This is a genomic window from Aeromonas veronii bv. veronii, from assembly GCF_000820225.1.
Taxonomy (GTDB): domain Bacteria; phylum Pseudomonadota; class Gammaproteobacteria; order Enterobacterales; family Aeromonadaceae; genus Aeromonas; species Aeromonas veronii.
Window position 1 is genome coordinate 107,950 of sequence record NZ_CDDK01000018.1, and the last position, 22,954, is coordinate 130,903.

22 protein-coding genes and 1 pseudogene are annotated in these 22,954 nt (G+C 60.7%); 10 read left to right on the forward strand and 13 right to left on the reverse strand.

The window, feature by feature from the left end:
• Positions 1 to 26: 26 nt before the first annotated feature.
• Positions 27 to 437, reverse strand: coding sequence for a large-conductance mechanosensitive channel protein MscL (gene mscL / locus BN1139_RS06710; protein WP_005354103.1), 411 nt, complete (start codon positions 435 to 437; stop codon positions 27 to 29).
• Between the two features lie 316 nt (positions 438 to 753).
• On the opposite strand from mscL, the gene BN1139_RS06715 reads away from it, so the two are divergent.
• From BN1139_RS06715 to BN1139_RS06725, 3 genes and pseudogenes are all read left to right on the forward strand, one after another.
• Entirely contained in the window at positions 754 to 1,401 is a 648-nt protein-coding gene (locus BN1139_RS06715; protein WP_005335146.1) for a disulfide isomerase DsbC N-terminal domain-containing protein, read from the forward strand.
• Positions 1,367 to 3,097 (forward strand): single-stranded-DNA-specific exonuclease RecJ, encoded by a 1,731-nt coding sequence (recJ, locus tag BN1139_RS06720; RefSeq protein WP_005354101.1) that lies wholly within the window; start codon positions 1,367 to 1,369, stop codon positions 3,095 to 3,097. The genes BN1139_RS06715 and recJ overlap by 35 nt, the downstream gene beginning before the upstream one ends.
• Positions 3,098 to 3,254: 157 nt before the next feature.
• Positions 3,255 to 4,438 (forward strand): annotated as a pseudogene (locus BN1139_RS06725) (MerR family transcriptional regulator).
• 67 nt (positions 4,439 to 4,505) lie between these two features.
• Here the strand turns inward: BN1139_RS06725 and lnt are convergent.
• From lnt to miaB, 5 genes are all read right to left on the reverse strand, one after another.
• Positions 4,506 to 6,050, reverse strand: a complete 1,545-nt coding sequence (gene lnt, locus BN1139_RS06730; RefSeq protein WP_005354095.1) for an apolipoprotein N-acyltransferase — start codon at positions 6,048 to 6,050, stop codon at positions 4,506 to 4,508.
• A 148-nt stretch (positions 6,051 to 6,198) separates the two neighbouring features.
• On the reverse strand, positions 6,199 to 7,083 hold the full coding sequence (corC, locus tag BN1139_RS06735; protein WP_005354092.1) for a CNNM family magnesium/cobalt transport protein CorC: 885 nt from the start codon (positions 7,081 to 7,083) through the stop codon (positions 6,199 to 6,201).
• 95 nt (positions 7,084 to 7,178) lie between these two features.
• Positions 7,179 to 7,643 carry an rRNA maturation RNase YbeY gene (gene ybeY, locus BN1139_RS06740; protein WP_005354089.1) on the reverse strand — a complete coding sequence of 155 codons (465 nt, stop codon included), beginning with the start codon at positions 7,641 to 7,643 and terminating at the stop codon, positions 7,179 to 7,181.
• The gene (locus BN1139_RS06745) at positions 7,640 to 8,689 is read right to left on the reverse strand and encodes a PhoH family protein (protein ID WP_005354086.1); all 1,050 of its coding nucleotides are present in this window, start codon (positions 8,687 to 8,689) and stop codon (positions 7,640 to 7,642) included. Before BN1139_RS06745 ends, ybeY begins: the two co-directional genes overlap by 4 nt.
• A gap of 54 nt (positions 8,690 to 8,743) precedes the next feature.
• On the reverse strand, positions 8,744 to 10,177 hold the full coding sequence (miaB, locus tag BN1139_RS06750; protein ID WP_005335132.1) for a tRNA (N6-isopentenyl adenosine(37)-C2)-methylthiotransferase MiaB: 1,434 nt from the start codon (positions 10,175 to 10,177) through the stop codon (positions 8,744 to 8,746).
• A 265-nt stretch (positions 10,178 to 10,442) separates the two neighbouring features.
• On the opposite strand from miaB, the gene BN1139_RS06755 reads away from it, so the two are divergent.
• The 3 genes from BN1139_RS06755 to BN1139_RS06765 all read left to right on the forward strand — a co-directional run bounded on the left by BN1139_RS06755 (position 10,443) and on the right by BN1139_RS06765 (position 13,293).
• Entirely contained in the window at positions 10,443 to 11,606 is a 1,164-nt protein-coding gene (locus tag BN1139_RS06755) for an FAD-dependent oxidoreductase (RefSeq protein WP_005354084.1), read from the forward strand.
• Positions 11,607 to 11,655: 49 nt separating this feature from the next.
• Positions 11,656 to 12,222: a cysteine hydrolase family protein gene (locus tag BN1139_RS06760; RefSeq protein WP_005354080.1), complete on the forward strand. Its 567-nt coding sequence runs from the start codon at positions 11,656 to 11,658 to the stop codon at positions 12,220 to 12,222.
• A gap of 132 nt (positions 12,223 to 12,354) precedes the next feature.
• The gene (locus BN1139_RS06765) at positions 12,355 to 13,293 is read left to right on the forward strand and encodes a sensor domain-containing diguanylate cyclase (RefSeq protein ID WP_005354077.1); all 939 of its coding nucleotides are present in this window, start codon (positions 12,355 to 12,357) and stop codon (positions 13,291 to 13,293) included.
• A 92-nt stretch (positions 13,294 to 13,385) separates the two neighbouring features.
• On the opposite strand, the gene BN1139_RS06770 is transcribed toward BN1139_RS06765, so the two are convergent.
• Entirely contained in the window at positions 13,386 to 14,294 is a 909-nt protein-coding gene (locus tag BN1139_RS06770; RefSeq protein ID WP_005354074.1) for a LysR family transcriptional regulator, read from the reverse strand.
• 116 nt (positions 14,295 to 14,410) lie between these two features.
• Between BN1139_RS06770 and BN1139_RS06775 the strand changes: the two genes are divergently transcribed.
• Positions 14,411 to 14,656: a hypothetical protein gene (locus BN1139_RS06775; RefSeq protein ID WP_005354070.1), complete on the forward strand. Its 246-nt coding sequence runs from the start codon at positions 14,411 to 14,413 to the stop codon at positions 14,654 to 14,656.
• Entirely contained in the window at positions 14,653 to 15,336 is a 684-nt protein-coding gene (locus tag BN1139_RS06780) for an HAD-IA family hydrolase (RefSeq protein WP_005354067.1), read from the forward strand. The genes BN1139_RS06775 and BN1139_RS06780 overlap by 4 nt, the downstream gene beginning before the upstream one ends.
• A 110-nt stretch (positions 15,337 to 15,446) precedes the next feature.
• Here BN1139_RS06780 and BN1139_RS06785 read toward each other — a convergent pair whose 3' ends face one another.
• On the reverse strand, positions 15,447 to 16,049 hold the full coding sequence (locus BN1139_RS06785) for a nitroreductase family protein (protein ID WP_005348028.1): 603 nt from the start codon (positions 16,047 to 16,049) through the stop codon (positions 15,447 to 15,449).
• Between the two features lie 487 nt (positions 16,050 to 16,536).
• On the opposite strand from BN1139_RS06785, the gene BN1139_RS06790 reads away from it, so the two are divergent.
• Complete coding sequence (locus BN1139_RS06790; protein ID WP_005354064.1) at positions 16,537 to 17,019, forward strand: YMGG-like glycine zipper-containing protein; 483 nt, start codon at positions 16,537 to 16,539, stop codon at positions 17,017 to 17,019.
• 80 nt (positions 17,020 to 17,099) lie between these two features.
• On the opposite strand, the gene BN1139_RS06795 is transcribed toward BN1139_RS06790, so the two are convergent.
• The 5 genes from BN1139_RS06795 to BN1139_RS06815 all read right to left on the reverse strand — a co-directional run bounded on the left by BN1139_RS06795 (position 17,100) and on the right by BN1139_RS06815 (position 22,050).
• The gene (locus tag BN1139_RS06795) at positions 17,100 to 18,056 is read right to left on the reverse strand and encodes a D-2-hydroxyacid dehydrogenase (RefSeq protein WP_005354062.1); all 957 of its coding nucleotides are present in this window, start codon (positions 18,054 to 18,056) and stop codon (positions 17,100 to 17,102) included.
• A gap of 146 nt (positions 18,057 to 18,202) precedes the next feature.
• Complete coding sequence (locus BN1139_RS06800; protein ID WP_005354060.1) at positions 18,203 to 18,967, reverse strand: DUF3530 family protein; 765 nt, start codon at positions 18,965 to 18,967, stop codon at positions 18,203 to 18,205.
• Positions 18,968 to 19,101: 134 nt separating this feature from the next.
• Positions 19,102 to 19,668 carry an elongation factor P gene (efp, locus tag BN1139_RS06805; protein ID WP_005335100.1) on the reverse strand — a complete coding sequence of 189 codons (567 nt, stop codon included), beginning with the start codon at positions 19,666 to 19,668 and terminating at the stop codon, positions 19,102 to 19,104.
• 45 nt (positions 19,669 to 19,713) lie between these two features.
• Positions 19,714 to 20,910 carry an elongation factor P maturation arginine rhamnosyltransferase EarP gene (gene earP, locus BN1139_RS06810; protein WP_005354058.1) on the reverse strand — a complete coding sequence of 399 codons (1,197 nt, stop codon included), beginning with the start codon at positions 20,908 to 20,910 and terminating at the stop codon, positions 19,714 to 19,716.
• 96 nt (positions 20,911 to 21,006) lie between these two features.
• Positions 21,007 to 22,050, reverse strand: a complete 1,044-nt coding sequence (locus BN1139_RS06815; protein ID WP_005348017.1) for a GMP reductase — start codon at positions 22,048 to 22,050, stop codon at positions 21,007 to 21,009.
• A 381-nt stretch (positions 22,051 to 22,431) separates the two neighbouring features.
• Here BN1139_RS06815 and rloA3 point away from each other — a divergent pair, with 381 nt between their 5' ends.
• Positions 22,432 to 22,926, forward strand: coding sequence for a retropepsin-like aspartic peptidase RloA3 (gene rloA3 / locus BN1139_RS06820; RefSeq protein WP_005354055.1), 495 nt, complete (start codon positions 22,432 to 22,434; stop codon positions 22,924 to 22,926).
• Positions 22,927 to 22,954 lie beyond the last annotated feature (28 nt).

The window sequence follows — 22,954 nt, forward strand, 5'->3', positions numbered from 1 at the left end:
CATACACACCAGTCTGGGGAGTCGGCTTAACGCTCCTGTTGAGATTTCAGCAGATCACGGATCTCGGTCAGCAGCTCCTGATCTTTGGTCGGGCCTGCCGGGGCGGCAGCTTCCTCTTCCTGCTTCTTCTTCAGGGTGTTGATGGCCTTCAGTCCCATGAAGATGGCAAAAGAGATGATCAGAAAGTCGATGATGGTCTGGATGAACTTGCCATAGGCGATGACCACGGCGGGTGTTGTACCTTCTGCGGCCTTCAGGGTAACCGCCAGGTCGCTGAAGTCCACGCCGCCCAGGATCAGGCCGATGGGCGGCATGATCACGTCACCGACAAAAGAGGAGACAATTTTGCCGAAGGCGGCACCAATGATGATACCGACCGCCATATCGATGACGTTGCCGCGGGCGGCAAAGGCTTTGAACTCTTGAATCAGACTCATTATTTCCTCCGAAATTAAACAAGATAGCGCGTTGATTACCCTTGCCAAAGGGCGAACACTTGTCAGGAAAAACAGAGGCTAAGCCGCGTTGTTCCTGTCGTCCTGACTAGCTTGCGGGCGTTATGAGTCCTTGGCAATCGGGGGGAGCCATTTTTTTGGTACAAAGTGATATTAATTTTTTGGTAAGTAGTTGGTTGAATGATGAGCTGTGCTGCTGTAGTTTGCTGGGTCGATTCATTCATACCACGTGAGTAAACAAGTGAAGTATTTACTACTGGGAATGATGCTTTTGTGCACATTTGCTGCCAGAGCGGGGATGGATACCCAAGCCTTGAAACAGACCATCACAGCCCGGCTGGGGGTCCCCGTCTATCTGGTTGAACCGACCCCGATCGCGGGGTTGTATATGCTGGGCACCTCACAGGGGGTGCTCTACAGCGATGCCAAAGGGGATTATGTGGTGCAGGGGGTCATGCTGGATATGACCCGCGACATGAAGAACCTGACCATCTCGGGTATGCGCGAGCAGCGCCGACTTGGTTTGGCGCAGGTGGCTCATGCCCCCATTGTGCTCAAGGCTCGGGATGAGCGTCACCGGGTCGCGCTGTTTCTCGGCGAGCAGGACGCCAAACGCCGTCAGCTCTCCGGCACCTTGCAACACCTGCAGGCATCCGGGGTGAGCGTGGCTCTCTATCCGGTGATTGATCACGCCGAACGGGCCGCCGACTGGTGCAGCGATCCCCTGCTGCAAAATGATCCGTTAAAAGCCTATTTGCCTCAAACGGCATGTAGTGAGACCCTTATCCAAAATATTGGCCTGAGCCAATGGTTGGGGGTCAAGGTACTGCCGGCCTGGGTCTCCTCCGATGGGGATCTGGTGCGCGGGTATCAGAGCCCCGAACAGCTGCTCAAGATACTGGATCATATTGATGTCCCTGCAAATCCGTCGTCGTCCGCGAGTTGATGATTCCCATCTGCCTGCCACCCTGCATCCCCTGCTTCGCCAAATCTTCGCCAGCCGTGGCGTAGAGGATCCCGCTCTGCTGGAGCGCAGCGCCAGCCAGCTGTTGCCGCCCCAGCGCCTCTATGGCATGGAACAGGCGGTGCCGCTGCTGGCGGAGGCTCTGACTGCCCAGAAACGGATCCTTATCGTCGGCGACTTCGACTGCGATGGTGCCACCAGTTCGGCGCTGTGTGTGCTGGCCCTGCGCGCCATGGGCGGTCGCCACATCGATTTTCTGGTGCCCAACCGCTTCGAGTTTGGCTACGGCCTCACCCCCGAGATTGTCGAGCTGGCGGTAGCCCGTGGCGCCGAGTTTCTGATCACGGTGGATAACGGCATCTCCAGCATCGCCGGGGTGGCGGCAGCCAAGGCGGCTGGCATGCAGGTACTGGTTACCGATCACCATTTGCCGGGTCAGGAGCTGCCTGACGCCGATGCCATCGTCAACCCGAACCAGCATGGTTGCGATTTCCCCTCCAAGTCGCTGGCCGGGGTGGGGGTAGCCTTCTACCTGATGGCGGCCCTCAACACCCATCTGCGTCAGCTCGGCTGGTTCGAACGGCAAGGGTTGCGCGCCCCCAATGTGGCGGATTACCTCGATCTGGTGGCCCTCGGCACGGTCGCCGACGTGGTGGCGCTCGATGGCAACAACCGCATTTTGGTCCATCAGGGGTTGCAGCGGATCCGGGCTGGCCGCTGTCGCCCCGGCATTCAGGCGCTAGTGGATGTGTCGGGCCGCGATGGTCGCCGCCTCACCGCCGCCGATCTCGGCTTTGCGCTGGGGCCGCGCCTCAACGCGGTGGGCCGTCTCGATGATATGTCCCTCGGGGTCGCCTGTCTGCTCTGCGATGATCTCAATTTGGCGCGCCAGCTTGCGGCCGAGATGGACAGCCTCAATCAGGAGCGCAAGGAGATCGAGCAGGGGATGCAGCAGGAGGCCCTCGCCACCCTGGAGCAGGTCCGGTTTCGCGATGGCGAGGTGCCGTCGGGCATAGTGCTGCACCGCAACGAGTGGCATCAGGGAGTAGTGGGGCTGGTGGCCTCCAAGGTGAAGGAGAAGTACTACCGCCCGGTCATTGCCTTTGCCGAGAGCAGCGAGACCGAGCTCAAGGGCTCCGGCCGCTCCATCCCCGGCGTGCACCTGCGCGATGCGCTGGAACTGCTCGATACCCGCCATCCGGGCCTAATGGGCAAGTTTGGCGGCCACGCCATGGCGGCGGGGTTGACCCTGCCCAAGGCCAATATCGAGGCGTTCGGTCGGGCCTTTGAGGCGGTCATTAGTGAGCTGGTGACACCGGAGCTTTTGACCGGGGTGTTGCTCACCGATGGCGAGTTGTTGCCAGACGAGCTCAACCTCGAGCTGGCGGAGCTTATTCGCGCCTCCGGCCCCTGGGGTCAGGCCTTCCCCGAGCCGCTGTTCGACGGCGAGTTCGTGCTGGTTCAGCAGCGGCTGGTGGGGGAGAAGCACCTCAAGATGATGCTGACAACCGATTCCGGTCACGCGGTGGATGCCATCGCCTTTGGCGTCGATCTCAAGCGCTGGCCCGATGCCACGGTCAAGCGGGTGCGGCTTGTCTACCGGCTTGACGTCAACGAGTGGCGCGGCAACCGCAGCGTGCAGCTGCTGGTGGAGCATCTGGAGGCAGCCGGTCTCTGAGTCAAGAGCATCGCAGCCCTATCGCTGACAACGGCCACCCTCGGGTGGCCGTTTTTGTTGGCGGTTTTCTGGAAAAGGGCGTTGACCTGTCTATAGCTTTACAGTTTAAGCTCGTCTCTATCGGGTCACCTGAGGGCCCGCACCGTGAGTGATTGCCATGAAAATATCCGAACTGGCCCGCCGCTGCGGCCTCGCCCGCTCCACCCTGCTCTATTACGAGAAGCTGGGGGTGATTGCCGGTACCCGGGCCGCCAACGGCTATCGCCACTATGACGAGGGGGATCTGCAACGACTGCAGATGGTGCAGGCCCTGCAGGCAGGTGGTCTCAGCCTCAAGCAGTGCCTCGCCTGTCTGGCTGGCGAGATAGATCAAGCGGCATTGCAGGCCCGGGTCAGGGAGCTGGATGAGGAGCTGGCGCGGATGCAGCGCGCCCGGGATCTGTTGGCGGGTCTGGCAGGGGTGCGCCCGCGCTCCGGTGAGGAATTCAAGGCCTGGCAGCTGCAACTGCAGCGCGAGGCACCGGAGGCCTACTTCGCGTGGGTGATGAAACAGGGTTTTAGCGAGAAAGATCGCTACCACTTGCAATGGTTGAGCAAAGACATGAATGAACATGAGCGTTACATCAAGGACTTTATCCAGCTGCTGGATGGCATGAGTTACTGGGGGCCGGGGGATCGCGCCTTCACCCAACAGCAGTTTGCCGCCTTGCCCATCCGGCCGCGCCGGATCCTCGACATGGGTTGCGGGCGCGGTGCCTCGACCATGGCGCTGGCTCAGGTGACCGATGCCGACATTGTGGCCATCGATCTGGAAGAGGATGCACTGGCCGCCGTGGCGCACTCCGCCCGTGCAGCGGGCTTTGAGCATGTCTCCACCCTCTGCGCCAACATGGCGGCACTGCCGGACGATCTGGCCCCGGCCGACCTCATCTGGGCAGAGGGGAGCGCTTACGTGATGGGGGTTGCCATGCGCTGAAGGCGTGGCGTCCGCTGCTCGCGAGCCCACAGGCTTGCATCGTGCTGAGTGATGCGGTCTGGCTGACCGATAACCCGCCCGAGGAGGCGTTGGCATTCTGGCAGCAGGATTACCCCGCCATGCAGACGCTGGCGGGCCTGCTTGAGACGGTACAAGCGGCAGGCTACCGCTGCCTGTCACACACTCCGTTGCCGATGAGCGCCTGGAACAACTATCTGGACCCTATTGAGGTCAATCTGGTGCGCTATCGAGACGAGCTGGGGGAGAGTGCCGCCTGGCAGGACTTGAGCCGGGAAGTAGCCATCCACCGCCAATATCTGGGCAGTTACGGCTATGTGATCTGCTGCCTGCAAAAAGATGCGTGATAATTTGTCGTAAAAAAATGAGGCGCCTGTGGGCGCCTCGTTGTTTATCAGGGATTGCGGATGGCCATTACAGCTCACGGGCCCAGGGGTGAGCCTTGGGGCGCAGCGCCAGGGCCAGACCCAGCAGCAGCACGGTCAGGCCATAGAGGGGCCAGCTGCCAAAGCGCATGTAGGGGGTCTCGCCGTGGGCGGGACGCACCTCGCTGCGCAGCACACCCGCTTCAAACTGCGGGATCTGGCCGATGATGCTGCCATCGATCTCGGTCACGATAGTGATACCGGTGTTGGTGTCCCGCAGCAGCGGACGAGCCAGCTCCAGCGCGCGCATCCGGGCGATCTCCATATGCTGCCAGGGGCCGATACTGGTGCCGAACCAGGCGTCGTTGGAGACGGTCAGCAGGAAGTCGGTATCGGTATTGACGTTGCGGCGCACCTCTTCCGGGAAGATGATCTCGTAGCAGATGGCGGCGGCAAACTTGAGCCCTTTGGCGATCAGGTTTGGCTGCACTTCGTCACCCCGGCTGAAGGAGGACATCGGCAGGTTGAAGAAGGGGGCGATGGGGCGCAGCAGATCTTCAAACGGCACGAACTCGCCGATGGGCAGCAGGTGGTATTTGTTGTAGCGGTTGGAGTGGTTGTAGAAGTAGGACTCCTTGCCATCCGCATCCTGCACCCCCATGCCGAGCACGGTATTGTAGAAGCGCTGTTGCTGCTCGTCGTAGTGAATAATCCCCGCCAGCAGGCCGGTATCGTTCACCTTCATCGCCTTGTCCAGATTCTCCAGATAGGGGCCCATCGCCTTCTCGATGGCCGGGATCGCCGATTCCGGCCAGACGATGATGTCGGCATCCTGATTCTCGCGGCTCAAGTCCTGATAGGTGCGCACCGTGGGGGCCAGCGCCTCCGGATCCCACTTGAGGGACTGGGCGATATTGCCCTGCACCAGTGCCACCTTGACCGGTTCGCCACGGGTCACCCAGTTGAGCTGCATCAGGCCATGAGCGCCGGCAGCCAGCAGGGCGGGCACCGCCAGCCACAGTGGCGAGCGGGACTTCCACACCAGCCAAATGGCGGAGGCGGAGAATAGCAGTGCTAGGGTGATGCCCTGTACCCCGAGAATGGGAGCAAATCCCTTGAGCGGGCCGTCGATCTGGCTGTAGCCAAACCAGAGCCAGGGGAAGCCGGTCATCACCCAGCCGCGCAGCCAGTCAGCCACTAACCAAAGGGCCGGGAAGGCGAGCAGCCAGCGGCTCCAGTGACGGCCGCCAAAGAAGCGGGCAAAGATCCAGCAGGCGAGCGTCGGGTAGAGGGCCAGATAGGCGGAGAGCCCGGCCAGCAGCACAAAGGCGACCGGCAGCGGGATGCCGCCAAACTCGGTCATGCTGACATGGATCCACCACAGCCCCGGCAAAAAGAGTCCCATGGCGTAGCCAAAACCGCGCCAGGCGGCCTGTTTCGGCGTGGCTTTGTCCAGCAGGGCGTAGAGGCCAAGCAGGGAGGGGATCACCAGCGGCCAGTAGCCGAAGGGGGAGAAGGCCAGCACGGCGATGGCACCAGAGGCCAACGCACTGAGGCTTAACAGAATTTTGGAAGTAACAGGGGATAATCTCACGGGCGATGGTGCTCGTCTTGGTGTGCAACTGGGGTCGAATGGCCGGTATCTTAACCTGTAAGCGGGACAACGGCGAGCCTCGATGCCGGTGGCAGAGAGCACAACGCCCCGAGGTCGGGGCGTTGTTTCACACATCGAGCGGATCTGCCTATTGTGGCTCGGATTGCGCCGCCGCGTGGTGCTCGGGGATCTTCACCTGCAGCTGCTGCAGACGACGCCGGTCGGCATGCATCACCTTGAACAGGTAGCCGTCCAGCTCGATCTCCTCGCCCTTCTTGGGCAGGTGGCTGAAGGCGTGCATTACCAGACCACCCACCGTATCCACCTCTTCATCGCTGAATTTGGTGCCGAAGAAGTCGTTGAAATCCTCGATCTCGGTCAGGGCGCTGATGGAGAAGACCCGCTTGCTGAGGCGGCGGATTTCGTCCGGCTCATCCTCGATGTCGTCAAACTCGTCGTCAATCTCGCCAACGATCAGTTCCAGTATGTCTTCGATGGTCACCAGACCGGAGACGCCACCAAATTCGTCGACCACGATGGCCATGTGGTAGCGCTCTTCACGGAACTCCTTGAGCAGACGGTCAACCCGTTTGCTTTCCGGCACGATCACCGTGGGGCGCAAGATTTTCTCGAGCTGTAGCGGCTCGCTGGCGTGATGGCCGCCAAACCCGAAGGGGAGCAGATCCTTGGCGAGCAGAATGCCCTCCACATGATCCTTGTCCTCGTTGATCACCGGGAAGCGGGAGTGACCGGACTCGATGATCACCGGCAGGATTGCATCCACCGGTTGGGACTTCTCGATGGTCACCATCTGGGAGCGGGGGATCATGATATCGCGCACGCGAAGATCGGCGATCTCCAGCACCCCCTCGATCATGTCCTTGGTGTCCTGATCGATGAGGTCGCGCTCTTCGGCATCGGCTATCACGTCTACCAAATCATTGCGGTCTTTTGGCTCGCCCTGGAAGAGTTGGCTGAGTTTGTCGAGCCAGGTTTTCTTCGGCGAGCCGGTACTAGGGTGATCGTCGGTCATTTTCTCTCTTGGTTACTCGTATGAACACACTTGAAATAGTTCGGGTTATATAAGGATGGCCATCTGCTGTTTCAAGTCGATGACCGTCCGGCGTTTTACTCTTCGTCGTTCAGATAAGGATCGGCAAAACCGAGCTCCTGCATGATGTCGCGCTCAAGCGCTTCCATCTCTTCGGCTTCCTCATCCTCGATATGGTCATAACCTAGCAGATGCAGACTGCCGTGCACAACCATGTGGGCCCAGTGGGCCATGAGGGGCTTGCCCTGCTCCTCGGCCTCGCGCTCTACCACCTGACGGCAGATCACCAGATCGCCGAGCAGCGGCAGCTCCAGACCGGGTGGCGCCTCGAACGGGAAGGAGAGCACGTTGGTGGGCTTGTCCTTGCCGCGATAGGTGAGGTTGAGCTCGTTGCTCTCCGCCTCGTCGACGATGCGCACCGTCACTTCTGCCTCCTGCTGGAAGCCGAGAATGGTGCCGTCGAGCCAGCCTTGCAGCTGGGCTTCGGTGGGCAGGCCGTCAGTGCTGGCACTGGCCAGCTGCAGATCCAGGGTTACGCTCATTGCTCGCTCTCTTTGCTGGAGTTTGTTTGGCCGGCCACCTTCTCGGCTGCCTGTTTGGCGTCGAACGCCTCATAGGCCTGCACGATGCGGGCCACCACCGGGTGGCGAACCACGTCTTTGGACTCGAAGAAGTTGAACGACAGACCATCGACCCCTGGCAGCACTTCCAGCGCGTGGCGCAGGCCGGATTTGGCGTTGCGCGGCAGGTCTACCTGGGTGATGTCGCCGGTGACCACTGCCTTGGAGTTGAAGCCGATGCGGGTGAGGAACATCTTCATCTGCTCGGTGGTGGTGTTCTGGGCCTCATCAAGAATGATAAAGGCGTCATTGAGGGTTCTTCCGCGCATATAGGCGAGCGGCGCCACTTCGATGATGTTGCGCTCCATCAGCTTCTCGACCCGCTCAAAGCCCAGCATCTCGAACAGGGCGTCGTAGAGCGGGCGCAGGTAAGGATCCACCTTCTGGGAGAGATCGCCAGGCAGGAAGCCCAGCTTCTCACCCGCTTCCACCGCCGGACGGGTCAGCAGAATGCGGCGAATTTCCTGACGCTCCAGCGCATCCACCGCCGCTGCGACCGCCAGATAGGTCTTGCCGGTACCGGCCGGGCCTATGCCGAAGCAGATGTCGTGGCGCACGATATTGGCAATGTACTGGGCCTGATTTGGGCTGCGTGGTTTGATGAGACCGCGCTTGGTCTTGACCGTCACCTCCTTGCCATATGGGATGCTCGGCGCCGGTTCGTCATCCTGCTCCAGCACCCGCGACTCCTGAATGGCCAGATGGACCATGTCGGGGGTGATGTCGGTCACCTTGCCACCCTTGAGGGGCTGGGTTTCCACATAGAGGTGCTTGAGGATGACGGCGGCGGCATCCAGCTGGGCCGGTTTGCCCACCAGCTGGAAGTGGCTGTCACGGTAGCTGATCTCGACGCCGAGGCGGCGCTCCAGCTGCTTGATATTGTCATCGAAGGGGCCGCACAGGCTGGCAAGGCGCTGGTTGTCGGCGGGCTCCAGATGCAGATTCAGGGTCGAGATGTGTCGGCTCAAAATATCCTCGTCTCAAGGCGCTCCCCATCCGCTGGGCGAATGGGGAGGAGGGGATTAATGGGGAGTGAAGGCGGCAACGCCCAGCTCGTCCGGTACGTTATCCGGGCGACGGGCCAGGATTTCGCTCGGGGCGGTGGCGATCCGCAGGTTCATCTCGCTCTCGCCGCGGATGAACTTGCCGCGCAGGGAGTTGGGACGCACCTCGGTGATCTCCACGTCGGCAAAGCCGCCGATCAGGGTGTGCTGGCCTTCGAAGTTGACCACCCGGTTGTTCTCGGTGCGGCCACACAGCTGCATCGGGTCGAGCTTGGAGGGCCCTTCCACCAGGATGCGCTGGGTGGTGCCCAGCATGGCACGGCCAATCTGCATCGCCTGGTTGTTGATGACGTGCTGCAGGCGGGCCAGACGGGCTTTTTTCACTTCCATATCGACATCGTCGGGCATGTCGGCGGCCGGGGTGCCCGGGCGCGGGCTGAAGATGAAGCTGAAGCTCATATCGAAACCCACATCCTCGATCAGCTTCATGGTCGCTTCAAAGTCTTCGTCCGTCTCATTCGGGAAGCCAACGATGAAGTCGGAGCTGATGGTGATGTCGGGACGGGCGGCACGCAGGCGCCGGATCTTGGATTTGTACTCCAGGATGGTGTGCGGGCGCTTCATCATGGTCAGGATGCGATCAGAGCCGCTTTGCACCGGCAGGTGCAGGAAGCTGACCACTTCCGGGGTATCTTTGTAGACTTCGATGATGTCGTCGGTGAATTCGATCGGGTGGCTGGTGGTGTAGCGAATGCGATCGATACCGTCGATGGCGGCCACCAGACGCAGCAACTCGGCGAAGGTGCAGATGCCGCCATCAAAGGTCGGGCCGCGGTAGGCGTTGACGTTCTGGCCGAGCAGGTTCACTTCGCGCACGCCCTGCTGGGCGAGCTGGGCGATTTCGTAGAGCACGTCGTCCAGCGGTCGGCTCACCTCTTCACCGCGGGTGTAGGGCACCACGCAGTAAGTACAGTATTTGGAGCAGCCTTCCATGATGGAGACGAACGCGGTGGCCCCTTCGGCGCGCGGTTCGGGCAGGCTGTCGAATTTTTCGATCTCGGGGAAGGCGATATCAACCTGGGCACCACGGCCCTCTTGCACTTCCTTGATCATTGCGGGCAGGCGATGCAGGGTCTGCGGGCCGAACACGATATCCACATAGGGAGCGCGCTGGCGGATGGCATCGCCCTCCTGAGAGGCAACGCAGCCACCCACGCCGATCACCAGACCGGGTTTGTTGGCCTTGAGCTTTTTCCAGCGTCCCAGCTGGTGGAACACCTTCTCCTGCGCCTTTTCGCGGATGGAGCAGGTATTGAGCAGCAAGACATCTGCCTCTTCGGGCTCTTCGGTAAGGGTGTAGCCATTGCTGGCATCCAACAGGTCGGCCATTTTGGACGAGTCATACTCGTTCATCTGGCAACCCCAGGTTTTAATGTGAAGTTTCTTGCTCATTGCTTCTCTTGACTTGTTTTGAAATCGGCATGGTCAAAGGACCGCGCATTTTACTCCGCAATCTGGATACTGCCTAGCTAATATCCAGCTGGCAATGGTGCTCACCCGATACCTGTTGCCAGCAAGCTCAATAAGCTTTCTCCTTGATTTGACGCAGCAATTCCCCGTTTGTCTCACTGTTTATCAGCCGCCCTTGCGCTATCATGCTGCCATCCGGTTCACGTCCGGGCGCTGTCGCCGGACGCACCCTTTCAGGAATAAATGTATGGAACAGTGTGATATCGCCATCGTCGGCGCTGGCATGGTGGGCGCCGCCACCGCCTGTCTGCTGGCGGCTCAGGGTCTCTCGGTGCGGGTCATCGAGACCCAACTGCCGGAGCATTACGCGCCGGAGCAGCCGCTGGATCTGCGGGTCTCTGCCATCAGTCAGGCCTCGGTGGCGCTGCTGGAGCAGGCCGGTGCCTGGCACCATCTGCAGCAGATGCGACTCTGCCCCTACCGCCGACTGGAGACCTGGGAGCTGGACGGTTTTGCCACCCGCTTCAATTCCGCCGATCTCGGTCTGCCCCAGCTCGGCTACATCATCGAAAACCGGCTGGTGCAGCTCGCCCTGCTCAAACGGATGGAGGATTTTCCCACCATCCAGACCCACACCCCGGCGGTGGTGACCAGCCTGCGCCAGAGTGCAGATGAAGCTGTGCTGACTCTGGATGATGGCACCGAGCTGGCGGCCCGCTGGGTGCTGGCCTGTGACGGTGCCGAATCCCACACCCGCAAGCTGGCGGGTATCGGTGTATCGCGCTTCGAGTACCGCCAGCACTGCATGCTGATCAATATCGACACCGACTTTGCGCAGGAAGATATCACCTGGCAGCAGTTCACCCCGAGCGGTCCGCGCGCCTTCCTGCCACTACCAGGCCAGCACGGCTCTCTGGTGTGGTATGACAGCCCGGCTCGGATCCGGGCGCTGGCGGCCATGAGCAACGAAGGGCTTGCCGCCGAAGTGCGCCGCCACTTCCCGAGTCGGCTCGGCGGGTTCACCGTCACCGGCAAGGGGAGCTTCCCGCTGGTGCGCCGCCACGCCAACGACTATCACGCCGGTCGGGTGGTGTTGCTTGGCGATGCTGCCCACACCATCAACCCGCTGGCGGGGCAGGGGGTCAACCTCGGCTTCAAGGATGTGGCCTGTTGGGCTGATCTGCTGCAAGGAGCTGGCGCCGACTGGCATCAACTGGCGTTGGCCGAGCGTTACGAGCGGCGCCGTCGTCCTGACAACCTGCTGATGCAGTCGGGGATGGATCTCTTCTACGGGGTGTTCAGCAACGAGATTGGCCCCCTCAAGCTGGCCCGCAATCTGGCCCTCAATCTGGCGGACAAGGCAGGCCCATTGAAGGAGATGGCGCTGCGCTATGCACTGGGGCTGGTTTGACAGGTAGAAACCAGATAGCACGGGCAGAATGCGCGAAGGAGCAAAGGTGATGAACAAGGCACTGCTGGTTATCGATTTTATCAACGACATCGCCCACCCCGACGGGCGCATCGCCGCCTCCGCAGCCCATGTGCTGGAGCAGGATGCCATCGCGCATGCCAATCAGGCGCTGGCCCATGCCCGCGCCAACGGCTGGCTGGTAGTGCTGATCAAGGTGGGCTTTGACGGCGGCTATCAGCTGCAACCCAAGGGGTCTCCCATGTTTGGTCGCGCTCACCAGTTGGGGGCGCTCTCTTTGGCTGACAGCGGCACCGACTTTCATCCTGATCTGGATGTGCAGCCCGGCGATCTGGTGCTGACCAAGCCTAGGGTCAGTCCCTTCTATGGCACGGCGCTGGAGCCTGCGCTGCGGGCCAATCACATCGACCACCTCTATCTGTGCGGGGTGAGCACCAGCTGGGCCATTCAGGCGGCAGCGCGGGATGGTCACGATCGCGACTACGCCATCACCATTCTGGAGGATGCCTGCGCGGCGGCGGATGCTACCGAGCATCACACCTCGCTGCGGATGCTGGGTCGCATCGCCGAGATCATCAAGGTGTCCCAGCTGGCTTGAAACCTTGCCGGATGGTGTTCGATGGTGAAATTTGGTCTCAGTTGGCTAAGTGGGAATGGGGTGCTTTACTCTATCTGCTGACTTAATTGTTAATAGATGGCGGTATGCCACTTTTGCCACAGGATGGCCACCATGGCGGATGATATACAGACGCGGCAGAGTTACTTCGCCGAGCGAGCCCATCATCTGGCTGCGCTGCTGGATTCGCTGGAAGACCAGATATCGGTGATAGATCGGGATGGCGTGATCCATTACACCAATCTCGCCTGGGATCTGTTTGCCGAGCAAAACGGCATGCCCAAGGGATATAACTGGATTGGGGTCAATTACATGGGGGCTTGTGACGCTGAAGCCGAGCCCTCTGGATTGGCTGCCGTGGAGGGGATCCTTCGGGTTATCCGTCATCAACAGGAGAAGTTCTATCTGGAATACCCCTGCCACAGCCCCGACACCCAGCGCTGGTTTATGATGCGAGTAGCGCCGGTACCCGGGCTTGATGCCGAATATTTTTCCATCGCCCATATCAATATCACCGAGCGCAAGCTGCTGGAGCTGGAAGTTGCCAGCCTCTCCCAACATGATCCCTTGACCGGACTGGCCAATCGGCGGCTATTCAACAGCTTTTTGCATAACGAGTGGCGGCGCAGCATGCGTGAACATACCCCGCTCTCCCTCATCATGCTGGATCTGGATAACTTCAAGGCGTGCAATGACCATCTTGGTCATCAGATGGGGGATGGCTCCCTCCAGCTGGTGGGCCATCTTCTGCAATCTTTCTGCCAGCGTCCTGCGGATCTGCCCTGCCGTTTTGGTGGTGACGAATTTGCCCTGATCCTCGGCAATACCGATCGAGATGCGGCCCAGCGGATTGGAGAGGAGATCCGTCAGGCCATCAACGATCTCGACATCGTGGTGGCAAATAATATTCAACTTAGCGCCAGCATTGGCATTGCTACCTACACGGCAGAGCAACTGGTGGAGGGGGAAGGGGCGTTGCTGGCTGCGGCCGATGCGGCGCTTTATTGCGCCAAGGGGGCGGGTAAAAACCGTAGTCACTGCGCCAGCTGTTGAGCCGCATTGCCGCTTTTGTCCTGCATGCGCCCCCTTGATGGGGGCGCACTGTTTTGACGTGGCACGATGTTAGCTACCAGCGAGCGTTGGTTTCAGCGCTCGGGCGTGGCCGACACCGGCAGGGGATGGCTGGCGATCACCTGCCTGACGAAGTGATCCCTGATGGGGTCGGCAAAGTCCGGATTCCATACCATGCTGACCTCCCACTCGGAGCTGGGACCAGAGAGGGGATAGAGGGTGACATCGGGCCCTGCGATAAAGCTGACGCTGCGCGGCAGGATGGCGTTGCCTATGCCCGCCGCGACCAATGCCACCAGCGTCTGGATATCCTCGGCCTCCTGGACCATGCCGGTCAGCCGATTGGCGCCGAGAAAACCGGCGATCTGCTGGCTGAGCCCAGGGCAGCGGTGGCCCACCATCTGCAACAGGGGTTGACTGGTCAGTGCCTGCTGGACGTCGAATGCGGCCGGGTCTGGCTCGGTCATCCGTGTCGGCACCGCCAGCACCAGCCGGTCGATCAGCAGTCTGTGTTCCTGCAACTGCGGCATCTGAGGTCTGCGCATAAAGCCAAGCTGCAACTGGCCGGAGAGCAGCTGCTCCTGCTGGATGGCGGAGGGCATATCCTGCAGATGGACCATCACGTCCGTGACCTGCTGCTTGAAGCGGGCCACCAGCGCAGGGGCCAGCGCGAAACTCGACAGGCCAAACCCAATCTTGAGCCGACCGGCCACGCCACTCGCCACCGCCAGCGCGTGACGTTCAAACTCCCTGCCGTGTTTGACCAGTGCGCTTGCCTGAGTGAGCAGCTGGGCGCCGAGCGCCGTCAGCTCGGCGCCGTGGCGGCCCCGTTTGAACAGGGTGCAGCCCAGCGTCTGCTCCAGCCCCTGGATCTGCTTGGTGAGGGCCGGCTGGGTGATAAAGAGGCGGCTGGCAGCTTCCCGGTAGTTGGCGGTGTCGGCCAGCGTCACAAACGCCTGCAGTTGCCTCAAGTCGAATTTCATTCCAATTGGTTATCCAAAGTGGCGATTTATTGATTATAAATTATCTAATCGCCTTGTTCTAATGGCTCGGCAAGGGGGGAATCGCCCTCCTCTGAACCGGAACAAGGAGCCATATCATGTCCACTCAACGTTATCTTTTTTTGATCAAGGGCAAGCTGGTGCTGGCTCAGCCGTTGGCGGCCCCGGAGACGGGGGAGCTGCTCGCCAGCCTGTTGCAACAGGGGTTTGTGGTCGGCCCGCTGCAGGTGTGGGCAGGCAGCGCCGAACAGGCGCTCGCCTGTTATGAACGTGCCGCCCAGCAGCAAGCCTTTGCCGATGCGCTCTCTGGCTCTCTGCCCGAGCTGGCCGGGGTGTCTGTATGAGAGCCTGTATGAATGCCTGTATGAGTGCTGGCATCAACACGATCACCCTGTCGGTATCCGCCCTGCTGCTCGATATGGATGGCACCCTGGTCTGCTCGACCGGCGATGTGGAGAAGGTGTGGCGGCTCTGGTGCCAGCATCATCAGCTTGCCCCAGAGCCGGTGTTGGCTATGTGCCACGGTATGCGCTCACGTGAGGTAATCCGGGCGTTGGCCCCGCAGCTGGATGTGGAGCGGGAGGCCGCGCGCCTCGACGAGCTGGAGATGCTGCATACCGGTGGCGACGCCATCTTTGGGGCTGGCGAGTTGCTGCGCCGCTTGCCGCCAGAGCGTTGGGCCATCGTGACCTCCGCCAGCCAGCGGGTTGCTCGCCATCGCCTGAGTTGTGCCGGTTTGCCGCTGCCCCACGTACTGGTGGGGGCCGAAGCAGTGATCAATGGCAAACCAGATCCCGAACCCTATCTGCTGGGGGCTGAACGGCTTGGCGTCTCGCCCGATCGTTGCTTGGTGTTCGAGGATGCCCCGGCCGGTATCGAGAGCGCCCTGCGCGCAGGTTGCACCGTGGTGCAGGTAGGGGGCGATGCGCCGCTCAATCCGGCGGTGGTGGCGGTGATCCGCGACTGGCGCGAGGTGAAGGTGGAGATTGGAGAGACATCCCTGCTGGTGACGCTGCCCGCCTGAGCGGTAGAGCGTATTACGACCGCAGATTGCGGTATGAACCATCGCCATCAACACTGTATGCCGCAATAAAAACGCCCCCGAGATGCGGGGGCGTTTTGCTTTCTCAACGGTTATTTGAAAACGCGGAAACGGGTGGCATCGTCGATAAAGGTTTTGTCACCGGCCGGTTGCTTGATACTGCCAAAGGGCATCTGGGCACGCAGCAGCCAGCTGGCGGGCAGGTTCCACTCCTTGCGTACCGCCTCGTCGATCAGCGGGTTGTAGTGCTGCAGGGAGGCACCGACTTTCTCCTGCGCCAGCGTCGTCCAGACCGCAAACTGGGCGATGCCGGTGGCATGTTCCGACCAGATGGGGAAGTTGTCGGCGTAGAGGGCGAATTTTTGCTGCAGATCCTTGATGACGTCGGTGTCTTCGAAGAACAGCACGGTACCAAAGCCTGCGCGGAAGCTGCCATCTACCTTGGCCTCACTCTGGGCGTAGGCCTCCGGCGGCACAATTTTTTTCAGCTCGGCTTTGACGATATCCCACAGCTTGTGGTGCTGGGCGCCAAACAGGATGACGGCACGGGAGCTCTGGGAGTTGAAGGAGGAGGGGCTGTGCCTGATGGCATCCTGGATCAGGGCCGTCAGCTGCTCCGGCGTGTGGGACACCTGGTCGCCCAGGGCATAGATGGTACGACGTGCTTTGATCTGTTCGATAAACGGACTGCTCATAACATCTCCTTTGCTTGATAGTCACCGGGCGCCAGCCTTGTAGCCAGCCATCCCTTGTTGTTCAAGCTATAGACTATACCACCCGATTATCTTCCGGGCGTTTACATGCAGTGGTGACACTTTCAACTGAGGGTTAACACCTCGCACATAGGCGATCCAGTTGCTCCCCAGTGAACGGGGTTGAGGCGCGCTGAACTGCCAGCCCAGCTGAGATTGCGCCACCCAACCCTGCGGAGGTGACAGGAGCTGTCCGATCGCCAGTAGTTGGGGTGGGGCTGCGACAGCCTCCCGCCCCTGCCGAGGGACACGCCATTTCTGTGAAATGGAAATTTTCTTGTGGTTATTCAAGTGATTGAATTCGGGCTTGCCGGTCACGCCTATTGCTGGGTTTCAAGTGAGGATCTACTTGCCGCTAGTCACCCACTGGTTTGCTGCCTGCCGGTTTGTATAGTGCAGAGGAAATTAATCAGATTGGACAGGAGTACCCATGGAGATGAATTCGCGTGCTCTTCGCGCACTGGCACTGCTGGGCGCCTTGCTGGCTGGCAGCACGACCGTACACGCCTCCGAGACCCTCAATACCATTCTGGGTGGCGGCGCAGGTGGTGTGGCGGGCACCATGATCGGCAAGGAGCTGGGTGGCGATACCGGTGCGTTGGTGGGGGCTGCGTTGGGCGGTGCTGCCGGTGGGGCTGCGACGGCCAACAAGGGCAACAAGAATGAAGCGGCCCTTGGCGGCGCGGTGGGGGCGCTGGGCGGTGCCGCCATCGGCAAGAGTGTCGGTGGTGATACCGGGCAGCTGATCGGCGCCGGGGTCGGCGGGGCGAGCGGTTCGGCCATCGGTGCCAAGACGGGCGATGGCCACAAGAGCCAGGATCGCTATTACGATGATGACGACGATCATCACCATCACAAGCACCACAAGAAGTACAAAAAGCATAAGAAGCACAGATGGCATGACGACGATTGATGCGTGTGCAGTGAGTGCGGAAGATGCAAAACGGGGCCTGTTGGTCCCGTTGTGCATTGTGTGGTGACTCGCTCGTGCGGTTACACCAGCCGGTGCTGGCGGCGACCGGCGGCAAAGGCGTTGATGTTGTCGATAAGCTGGTCGGCCAGTCGCTGCATCGACTCTTCGCTGGCCCAGGCCACATGAGGGGTCAGAATGAAGTGAGGGTATTGCAGCGCCTTCATCAAGGGATGGTCGGGGGGCGGGGGTTCGACGCTCGCCACATCGAAACCGGCGCCACCGAGGCGGCCGTTGGCCAGCGCTTGCAGCAGCGCCTCCTCATCCACCAGCCCGCCACGGCCGACGTTGATCAGCAGGGCGCCCGGTTTCATCAGATCCAGCTCCCGCTCGCCAATCAGGTTGCGGGTGTAGGGGGTGAGCGGGCAGTGCAGGCTGATGACGTCCGAGCTTTGCAGCAACTCGTCGAGGGGCAAGCGATCCTCGTCGTGACTGGCGCCGACCTGGCTCTGGGCATAGCGTACCGTCATCCCCATCCCTTTGGCCCGCTCGCCGAGCGCCTGACCGAGCGTCCCTTTGCCGATGATGCCAAGCTGCTTGCCGTGCAGATCCATGATGTTGTGGTCGAAAAAGCAGAACTGGCCGCTCTGTTGCCAGCGCCCCTCCAGCAGCGACTGGCGCCAGCAGAAGAGGTTGCGCGACAGGGCCAGCATCAGCGCCATAGCGTGCTCCGGCACCGAGGGGCCCGAGTAGTTGCGGATATTGCACACCCCGACGTTGGCGGCGCGGCACGCTTCCAGATCCACGTTGTCACTGCCGGTTGCGGCCAGGGCGATGAGTTTGAGCTCCGGCAGCTGGGCCAGTTCGGCGGCGCCGATCCGTACTTTGTTGATGATGGCGATACTGGCATCTTTCAGCCGCTCGACCACCTGTTCCGGGGCTGTGCTGGGATAGCTCTGCCAGTGGTGGGGGAAGTCGGGGTGATGCAGGGTGATGCCCGCATCCAGGGTATCGCTGTCGAGAAATACGATTTGCTGCATGGACCTTCCTGCCATTTTTCTGGTGTCGAGGGGCCATGATGCCAAAGAGGATGCGGTCAGGGCCAGATCGTCGCCGTGGCAGGGTTGGGCTTTATCCGGCAGATGTGAGCTGGCGCGCGCTTTATTGCGCCACGGTGACGGCTGGTTTAGAGCCAGCCCAGATGGTTGAGCCAGCCCTGAATGCGGGTGGGGGTCTCCTCCAGCTCCATCAGGGCGTAGGGGCGATAGTTGAGCTTGTTGCTGCGCCGGCTCTCGCTTTTACGGGCCTCGGCGGCCAGCAGTGGCCAGCGACCGCCATCCTCCTGATAGAGGTCCAGGGTGGGGATGGCCGCCTGAGCCACCTGTTTGGCCAGGGTCTGGTTGCTCTGCTGATTGGGGAAGAAACCATCGAGCAGCACCAGTGCATCGGGGGCGGGCAACTGTTCGCTAGCGATGAGGTTGGCAGTCCAGGCGGCGCCGGTACCTTGCGCCAGGATCAGCTTGAAGCCCCCTTCCTGCAGCTTGGCATCGGCCAGCTTGCTGATCCGCTCGGCAAACTGCTTGCGAAATGCATCGCTGTTTTTCGCTTTTTTCTCGGCGGCTGGGTCCAGTTCGGTCTGTTGGGGGGATGGCAGCAGCAGCAGGGTATCAAAGCCCAGTCGGCCGAGGGCGCGAGTCAGTTGCCAGAGCTGGCCGCTGCGCTGCCAGTCGGGCAGTAAAATGGCGAGCCCCAGATAGTTTTCACTGTCGTGTTTGGCGAACAGCACCGTCTGCTTGTCGATTTGGGTGGCATCGGGCAACCCTTTCCAGTCGCTCGCTTGCCAGTGGTCGAGGGGCATAGGTTCGGCAACGGGGGGCGCAACCTCGCTCGCCTCTGCCCCATGGCCAGCCAGCAAGGTCAATAACAGCAGTGATAAGGATAATCTGGCCATAGTGTGCTCCCCCGGTTATCTGGGTTAGCGGCGGCGGCGGGATTTTCTGAAGGCGGGTGGTGCGATGGCAACTCGCAAGCAATAAAAAAGCGAGCCGGTGGCTCGCTTTTTTGCAATCAATTCAAAGCGGTCAATTAGTTGACGCGACGCTTGAATTCACCGGTGCGGGTATCGATTTCGATCTTGTCACCGATCTCTACGAAAGCGGCAACAGCCAGCTCGTAGGTAGTGCCTTTCAGACGGGCAGGCTTGGTCACTTTACCTGAGGTGTCGCCACGGGCAGCCGGTTCGGTGTACTCAACTTCGCGCACGATGGTGGTCGGCAGTTCTACGGAGATGGCTTTCTCGTTGTAGAAAGTCACTTCACACAGATCTTCCATGCCGTCTACCAGGTAGTTCAGCACGTCACCCAGGTTGTCTTTCTCTACGTCGTACTGGTTGTACTCGGTGTCCATAAAGACATACAGGGGGTCGGAGAAGTAGGAGTAGGTGCACTCTTTACGCTCCAGCTGAACAACGTCCAGCTTGTCGTCGGCCTTGAAGACAGTCTCGGTGGCGCTGCCGTTCAGCAGGCCTTTCAGCTTCATTTTGACCACGGCGGAGTTACGGCCGGATTTGTTGAATTCAGCCTTCTGGACCACCATCGGCTCGGTGCCGATCATGACTACGTTACCAGCGCGGATTTCCTGAGCGGTTTTCATGTAAAAAATTCCTGTTCGTGAAACGGACGGATAAAAACTGCCAGATTATATACGGCTTTCCAGAAATTTCACCAACCTCGTGACGAGATCCCCATCCCGGAGCAGCTTCTGTGACCAGAGTCGCCCATGTTGCTGCCAAATCGCGCTGTATTGCGGCCATTGTGCCCAGAGTTCGCGGCAATCTTCACCACGGTTGAGAGCCAGATTGAAGCTGCGCAGCCATTGGGCGCAATCGGCAGGCAGATCAGCAAGATAGTGGTCGAGGAACTGCTCCAGCTTGACCAGATGGGCCTCCTCCTCCTGCTGGTAGATATGCCAGAGGAAAGGACGAGCTGCCCACTGGGCCCGCACGAAGGAGTCCTCCCCACGCACCAGATTGAGATCGCAGCTCCAGAGCAGTCGATCGTAACCGGCCTGATCGGTCATCGGCAGCAGCTTGATGGTGAGGTTGCCCGAGTGGAGCAGATCCTCCGCTTTGGCCGCAGGGATGGCATCAGTCAGACCGGCACCGGTGAGCACATCGTTGAGAGAGCGCCCCAGCGGCAGCAGCAGGGTGACGGGCGTGGCGCTCTGGCACCAGCGCTCGACCAGGCTCTTCAGCGCATCGCTCTCGTAGGTAAAGAGGCTGACCCGCAGCTCGTTCTCTTGTTTTGGCGGCAAATCGAGACTGGCCCAGTAGGCTGCCAGTCCCGCATCATCTTGCTGCCACTGCTCCCGTTCGGCGATGAGGTCGCGTTCGCACAAAAGGCCGCCGGTTTTAGCGGTAAAGCCCGGGAAGAAGAAGTATTTGTTGAGGCTTTTATTGCCAACCCGCTGGGGCGAGGCGAGGCCGTGGCAATCCTCTACCCAGCTCTCCGCCGAGAGGTACTCCAGATTGATCCAGCATGGGGGGCTGGGTTGGCTCGTCATCAGCTCTATGAAGGGGGCGGGCAGCTCGCAGGCAAAGGCCTCGATCACCACCCTGGCCGGGGTCATGTCGCTCGGCAGGGTCTCATGCCAGTGCTGGATATAGATGCCATCGACCCACTGGCCATCCTGCGCCGGGTCGAGACCTGGACAGATGCGGGCGAAACTTGCCAGGTCATCCACCCAGAGCCGCACCTGAACCTCATCGCCATGTGCCGCAATATTCCCCTCCCGCTTTAGCTGGCGGGCGAGTCGCCAGGTGACGCCGATGTCGCCGAAGTTGTCGACGACGCAACAGAAGATGTCCCAGTCAAACGGGGGCAGGGGGGTTGTCATGGCGCGGGATCCCAGATGCAAAAAAACCGGTGCGCAGGGTAGCACACCGGTTGACTGGCTTCTAACCGTCAGCGCGTGACGGCGGTCTGTGGCTGGTTACTCTTTGCCGTAGACGTTGTTCTCTTGCTCACGCACCCGGATAAAGGTGGTGCGCTTGGTGAGCTCTTTCAGCTGGCTGGCGCCCACGTAGGTACAGGTGGAGCGCACGCCGCCCAGAATGTCGCGCACGGCGTTCTCGACCGGACCGCGGTAGGGCAGCAGTACGGTTTTACCCTCGGAGGCACGGTATTCCGCGACGCCGCCGGCGTGCTTGTCCATGGCGCTGGAGGAACTCATGCCGTAGAACTTCATGAAAGGCTCACCGTCTACATCGACGATCTCGCCACCGCACTCCTCGTGGGCTGCCAGCATGCCGCCCAGCATCACGAAGTCGGCGCCGCCGCCGAAGGCTTTGGCGACGTCGCCCGGGCAGGTGCAGCCGCCGTCACCGACGATCTGGCCGCCGAGGCCGTGGGCCGCATCGGCACACTCGATGATGGCGGAGAGTTGCGGATAGCCGACGCCGGTCTTGACGCGTGTGGTGCAGACCGAGCCCGGGCCGATGCCGACCTTGACGATGTCGGCGCCGGAGAGGATCAGCTCTTCGACCATCTCGCCGGTCACCACGTTGCCCGCCAGAATGACGTGGTTGGGGCAGGCTTCACGAATTTTGCGCACGAACTCGACGAAGTGTTCGGAGTAGCCGTTGGCCACATCGACACAGATGAAGCGCAGCGCTTCGGACATGGCGAGGATCTGGCGGGTCTTGGCGAAATCTTCAGCCGAGGTGCCGGTGGAGACCATCACATGGCCCAGCAGCGCCGGGTCGGTCTCGTTGACGAAAGCTTGCCACTGCTCAAGGCTGTAGTGCTTGTGTACCGCGGTCATCATCTCGAAACCGGCCAGCGTGCGCGCCATGGCGAAGCTGCCGACGGTATCCATGTTGGCGGCGATGACGGGTACGCCTTGCCATTGGGTCTGAGTGTGTTTGAAGGTGAACTGACGGGTCAGGCTTACTTGGGAACGGCTCTTGAGAGTAGAGCGCTTGGGGCGGAACAGGACATCCTTGAAACCGAGCTTCAAGTCTTCTTCGATACGCATTACAAATTCCTTATTGAGCCTTGTTGAAAGTCACTTTTGCAGTGGCAAATTTTCGGCAGGCGCAAAAAAACCGGTGGTTTTCAGGCCCTCCGGTTTACAACAGTGTAGGCAAAAATCCCTTCAGAACAAGACTGATAATTTGTAAATCCTTGTGGTAGCCTTTGGCGTCACAACCTGAGGTTAACCACCAGTTTCATCCAGCACCGTTCGGTGCCTTGCTCTCCTTCGATATTCCTGCCCGCTTGGGCCGCCGTTCGGCCACTCTTTGTCGTCTCTCTCCTGACCCGCCAGATATTATCCAAGTAGCTGAAATAAATCGGATTGACCCACAATGGGACTGTGATAGATCTGGGCGCAGGATTGACAAGGCAGGGCAGTAAAATGGGCAAGATGATGGTGGGGATCACCCTGATGCTGGCACTGTGTGGCAGTGCGCTGGCTGAGACCCCGACCAGCTATGGCTGGATCGAGAAGGGACTTATTTTGCCCACCGGCGTGGCGGTGAAGATGAAACTCGACACCGGTGCGCTCACCTCTTCCCTCGATGCACGCGCCATCACCAGATTCAAACGGGGTGGCAAGCCCTGGGTGCGCTTCATGCTGGTGGTGACCGATGCCGACAGCGGCAAGCTGGTCAAACAGCAGTTCGAACGGCGGGTCGAGCGCAGCGTGACGGTGCGCGGGGCGGGCGGTATGGAGCTGCGACCAACGGTGACCATGTCCATCTGTCTGGGGGACAAGGTGTATGAGGAGTGGTTTACCCTGCGGGATCGCAGCAAGATGATCTATCCGGTGCTGCTGGGCCGACGTCTGCTGGCCGAGCTGGGCCCGGTGGATTCCAGTCGAACCTTTACCGTGCAGCCAGATTGTCATTGAAAGTAAAGAGCCCGCATCGCGGGCTCTT

Excerpts from the sequence above, each read along its gene's own strand:
- mscL (WP_005354103.1), bottom strand. The coding sequence starts at position 437 with ATGAGTCTGATTCAAGAGTTCAAAGCCTTTGCCGCCCGCGGCAACGTC.
- BN1139_RS06715 (WP_005335146.1), top strand. The coding sequence starts at position 754 with ATGGATACCCAAGCCTTGAAACAGACCATCACAGCCCGGCTGGGGGTC.
- recJ (WP_005354101.1), top strand. The coding sequence starts at position 1,367 with ATGTCCCTGCAAATCCGTCGTCGTCCGCGAGTTGATGATTCCCATCTG.
- corC (WP_005354092.1), bottom strand. The coding sequence starts at position 7,083 with ATGACCGACGATCACCCTAGTACCGGCTCGCCGAAGAAAACCTGGCTC.
- ybeY (WP_005354089.1), bottom strand. The coding sequence starts at position 7,643 with ATGAGCGTAACCCTGGATCTGCAGCTGGCCAGTGCCAGCACTGACGGC.
- miaB (WP_005335132.1), bottom strand. The coding sequence starts at position 10,177 with ATGAGCAAGAAACTTCACATTAAAACCTGGGGTTGCCAGATGAACGAG.
- BN1139_RS06755 (WP_005354084.1), top strand. The coding sequence starts at position 10,443 with ATGGAACAGTGTGATATCGCCATCGTCGGCGCTGGCATGGTGGGCGCC.
- BN1139_RS06760 (WP_005354080.1), top strand. The coding sequence starts at position 11,656 with ATGAACAAGGCACTGCTGGTTATCGATTTTATCAACGACATCGCCCAC.
- BN1139_RS06765 (WP_005354077.1), top strand. The coding sequence starts at position 12,355 with ATGGCGGATGATATACAGACGCGGCAGAGTTACTTCGCCGAGCGAGCC.
- BN1139_RS06770 (WP_005354074.1), bottom strand. The coding sequence starts at position 14,294 with ATGAAATTCGACTTGAGGCAACTGCAGGCGTTTGTGACGCTGGCCGAC.
- BN1139_RS06775 (WP_005354070.1), top strand. The coding sequence starts at position 14,411 with ATGTCCACTCAACGTTATCTTTTTTTGATCAAGGGCAAGCTGGTGCTG.
- BN1139_RS06780 (WP_005354067.1), top strand. The coding sequence starts at position 14,653 with ATGAGAGCCTGTATGAATGCCTGTATGAGTGCTGGCATCAACACGATC.
- BN1139_RS06785 (WP_005348028.1), bottom strand. The coding sequence starts at position 16,049 with ATGAGCAGTCCGTTTATCGAACAGATCAAAGCACGTCGTACCATCTAT.
- BN1139_RS06790 (WP_005354064.1), top strand. The coding sequence starts at position 16,537 with ATGGAGATGAATTCGCGTGCTCTTCGCGCACTGGCACTGCTGGGCGCC.
- BN1139_RS06795 (WP_005354062.1), bottom strand. The coding sequence starts at position 18,056 with ATGCAGCAAATCGTATTTCTCGACAGCGATACCCTGGATGCGGGCATC.
- BN1139_RS06800 (WP_005354060.1), bottom strand. The coding sequence starts at position 18,967 with ATGGCCAGATTATCCTTATCACTGCTGTTATTGACCTTGCTGGCTGGC.
- efp (WP_005335100.1), bottom strand. The coding sequence starts at position 19,668 with ATGAAAACCGCTCAGGAAATCCGCGCTGGTAACGTAGTCATGATCGGC.
- earP (WP_005354058.1), bottom strand. The coding sequence starts at position 20,910 with ATGACAACCCCCCTGCCCCCGTTTGACTGGGACATCTTCTGTTGCGTC.
- BN1139_RS06815 (WP_005348017.1), bottom strand. The coding sequence starts at position 22,050 with ATGCGTATCGAAGAAGACTTGAAGCTCGGTTTCAAGGATGTCCTGTTC.
- rloA3 (WP_005354055.1), top strand. The coding sequence starts at position 22,432 with ATGGGCAAGATGATGGTGGGGATCACCCTGATGCTGGCACTGTGTGGC.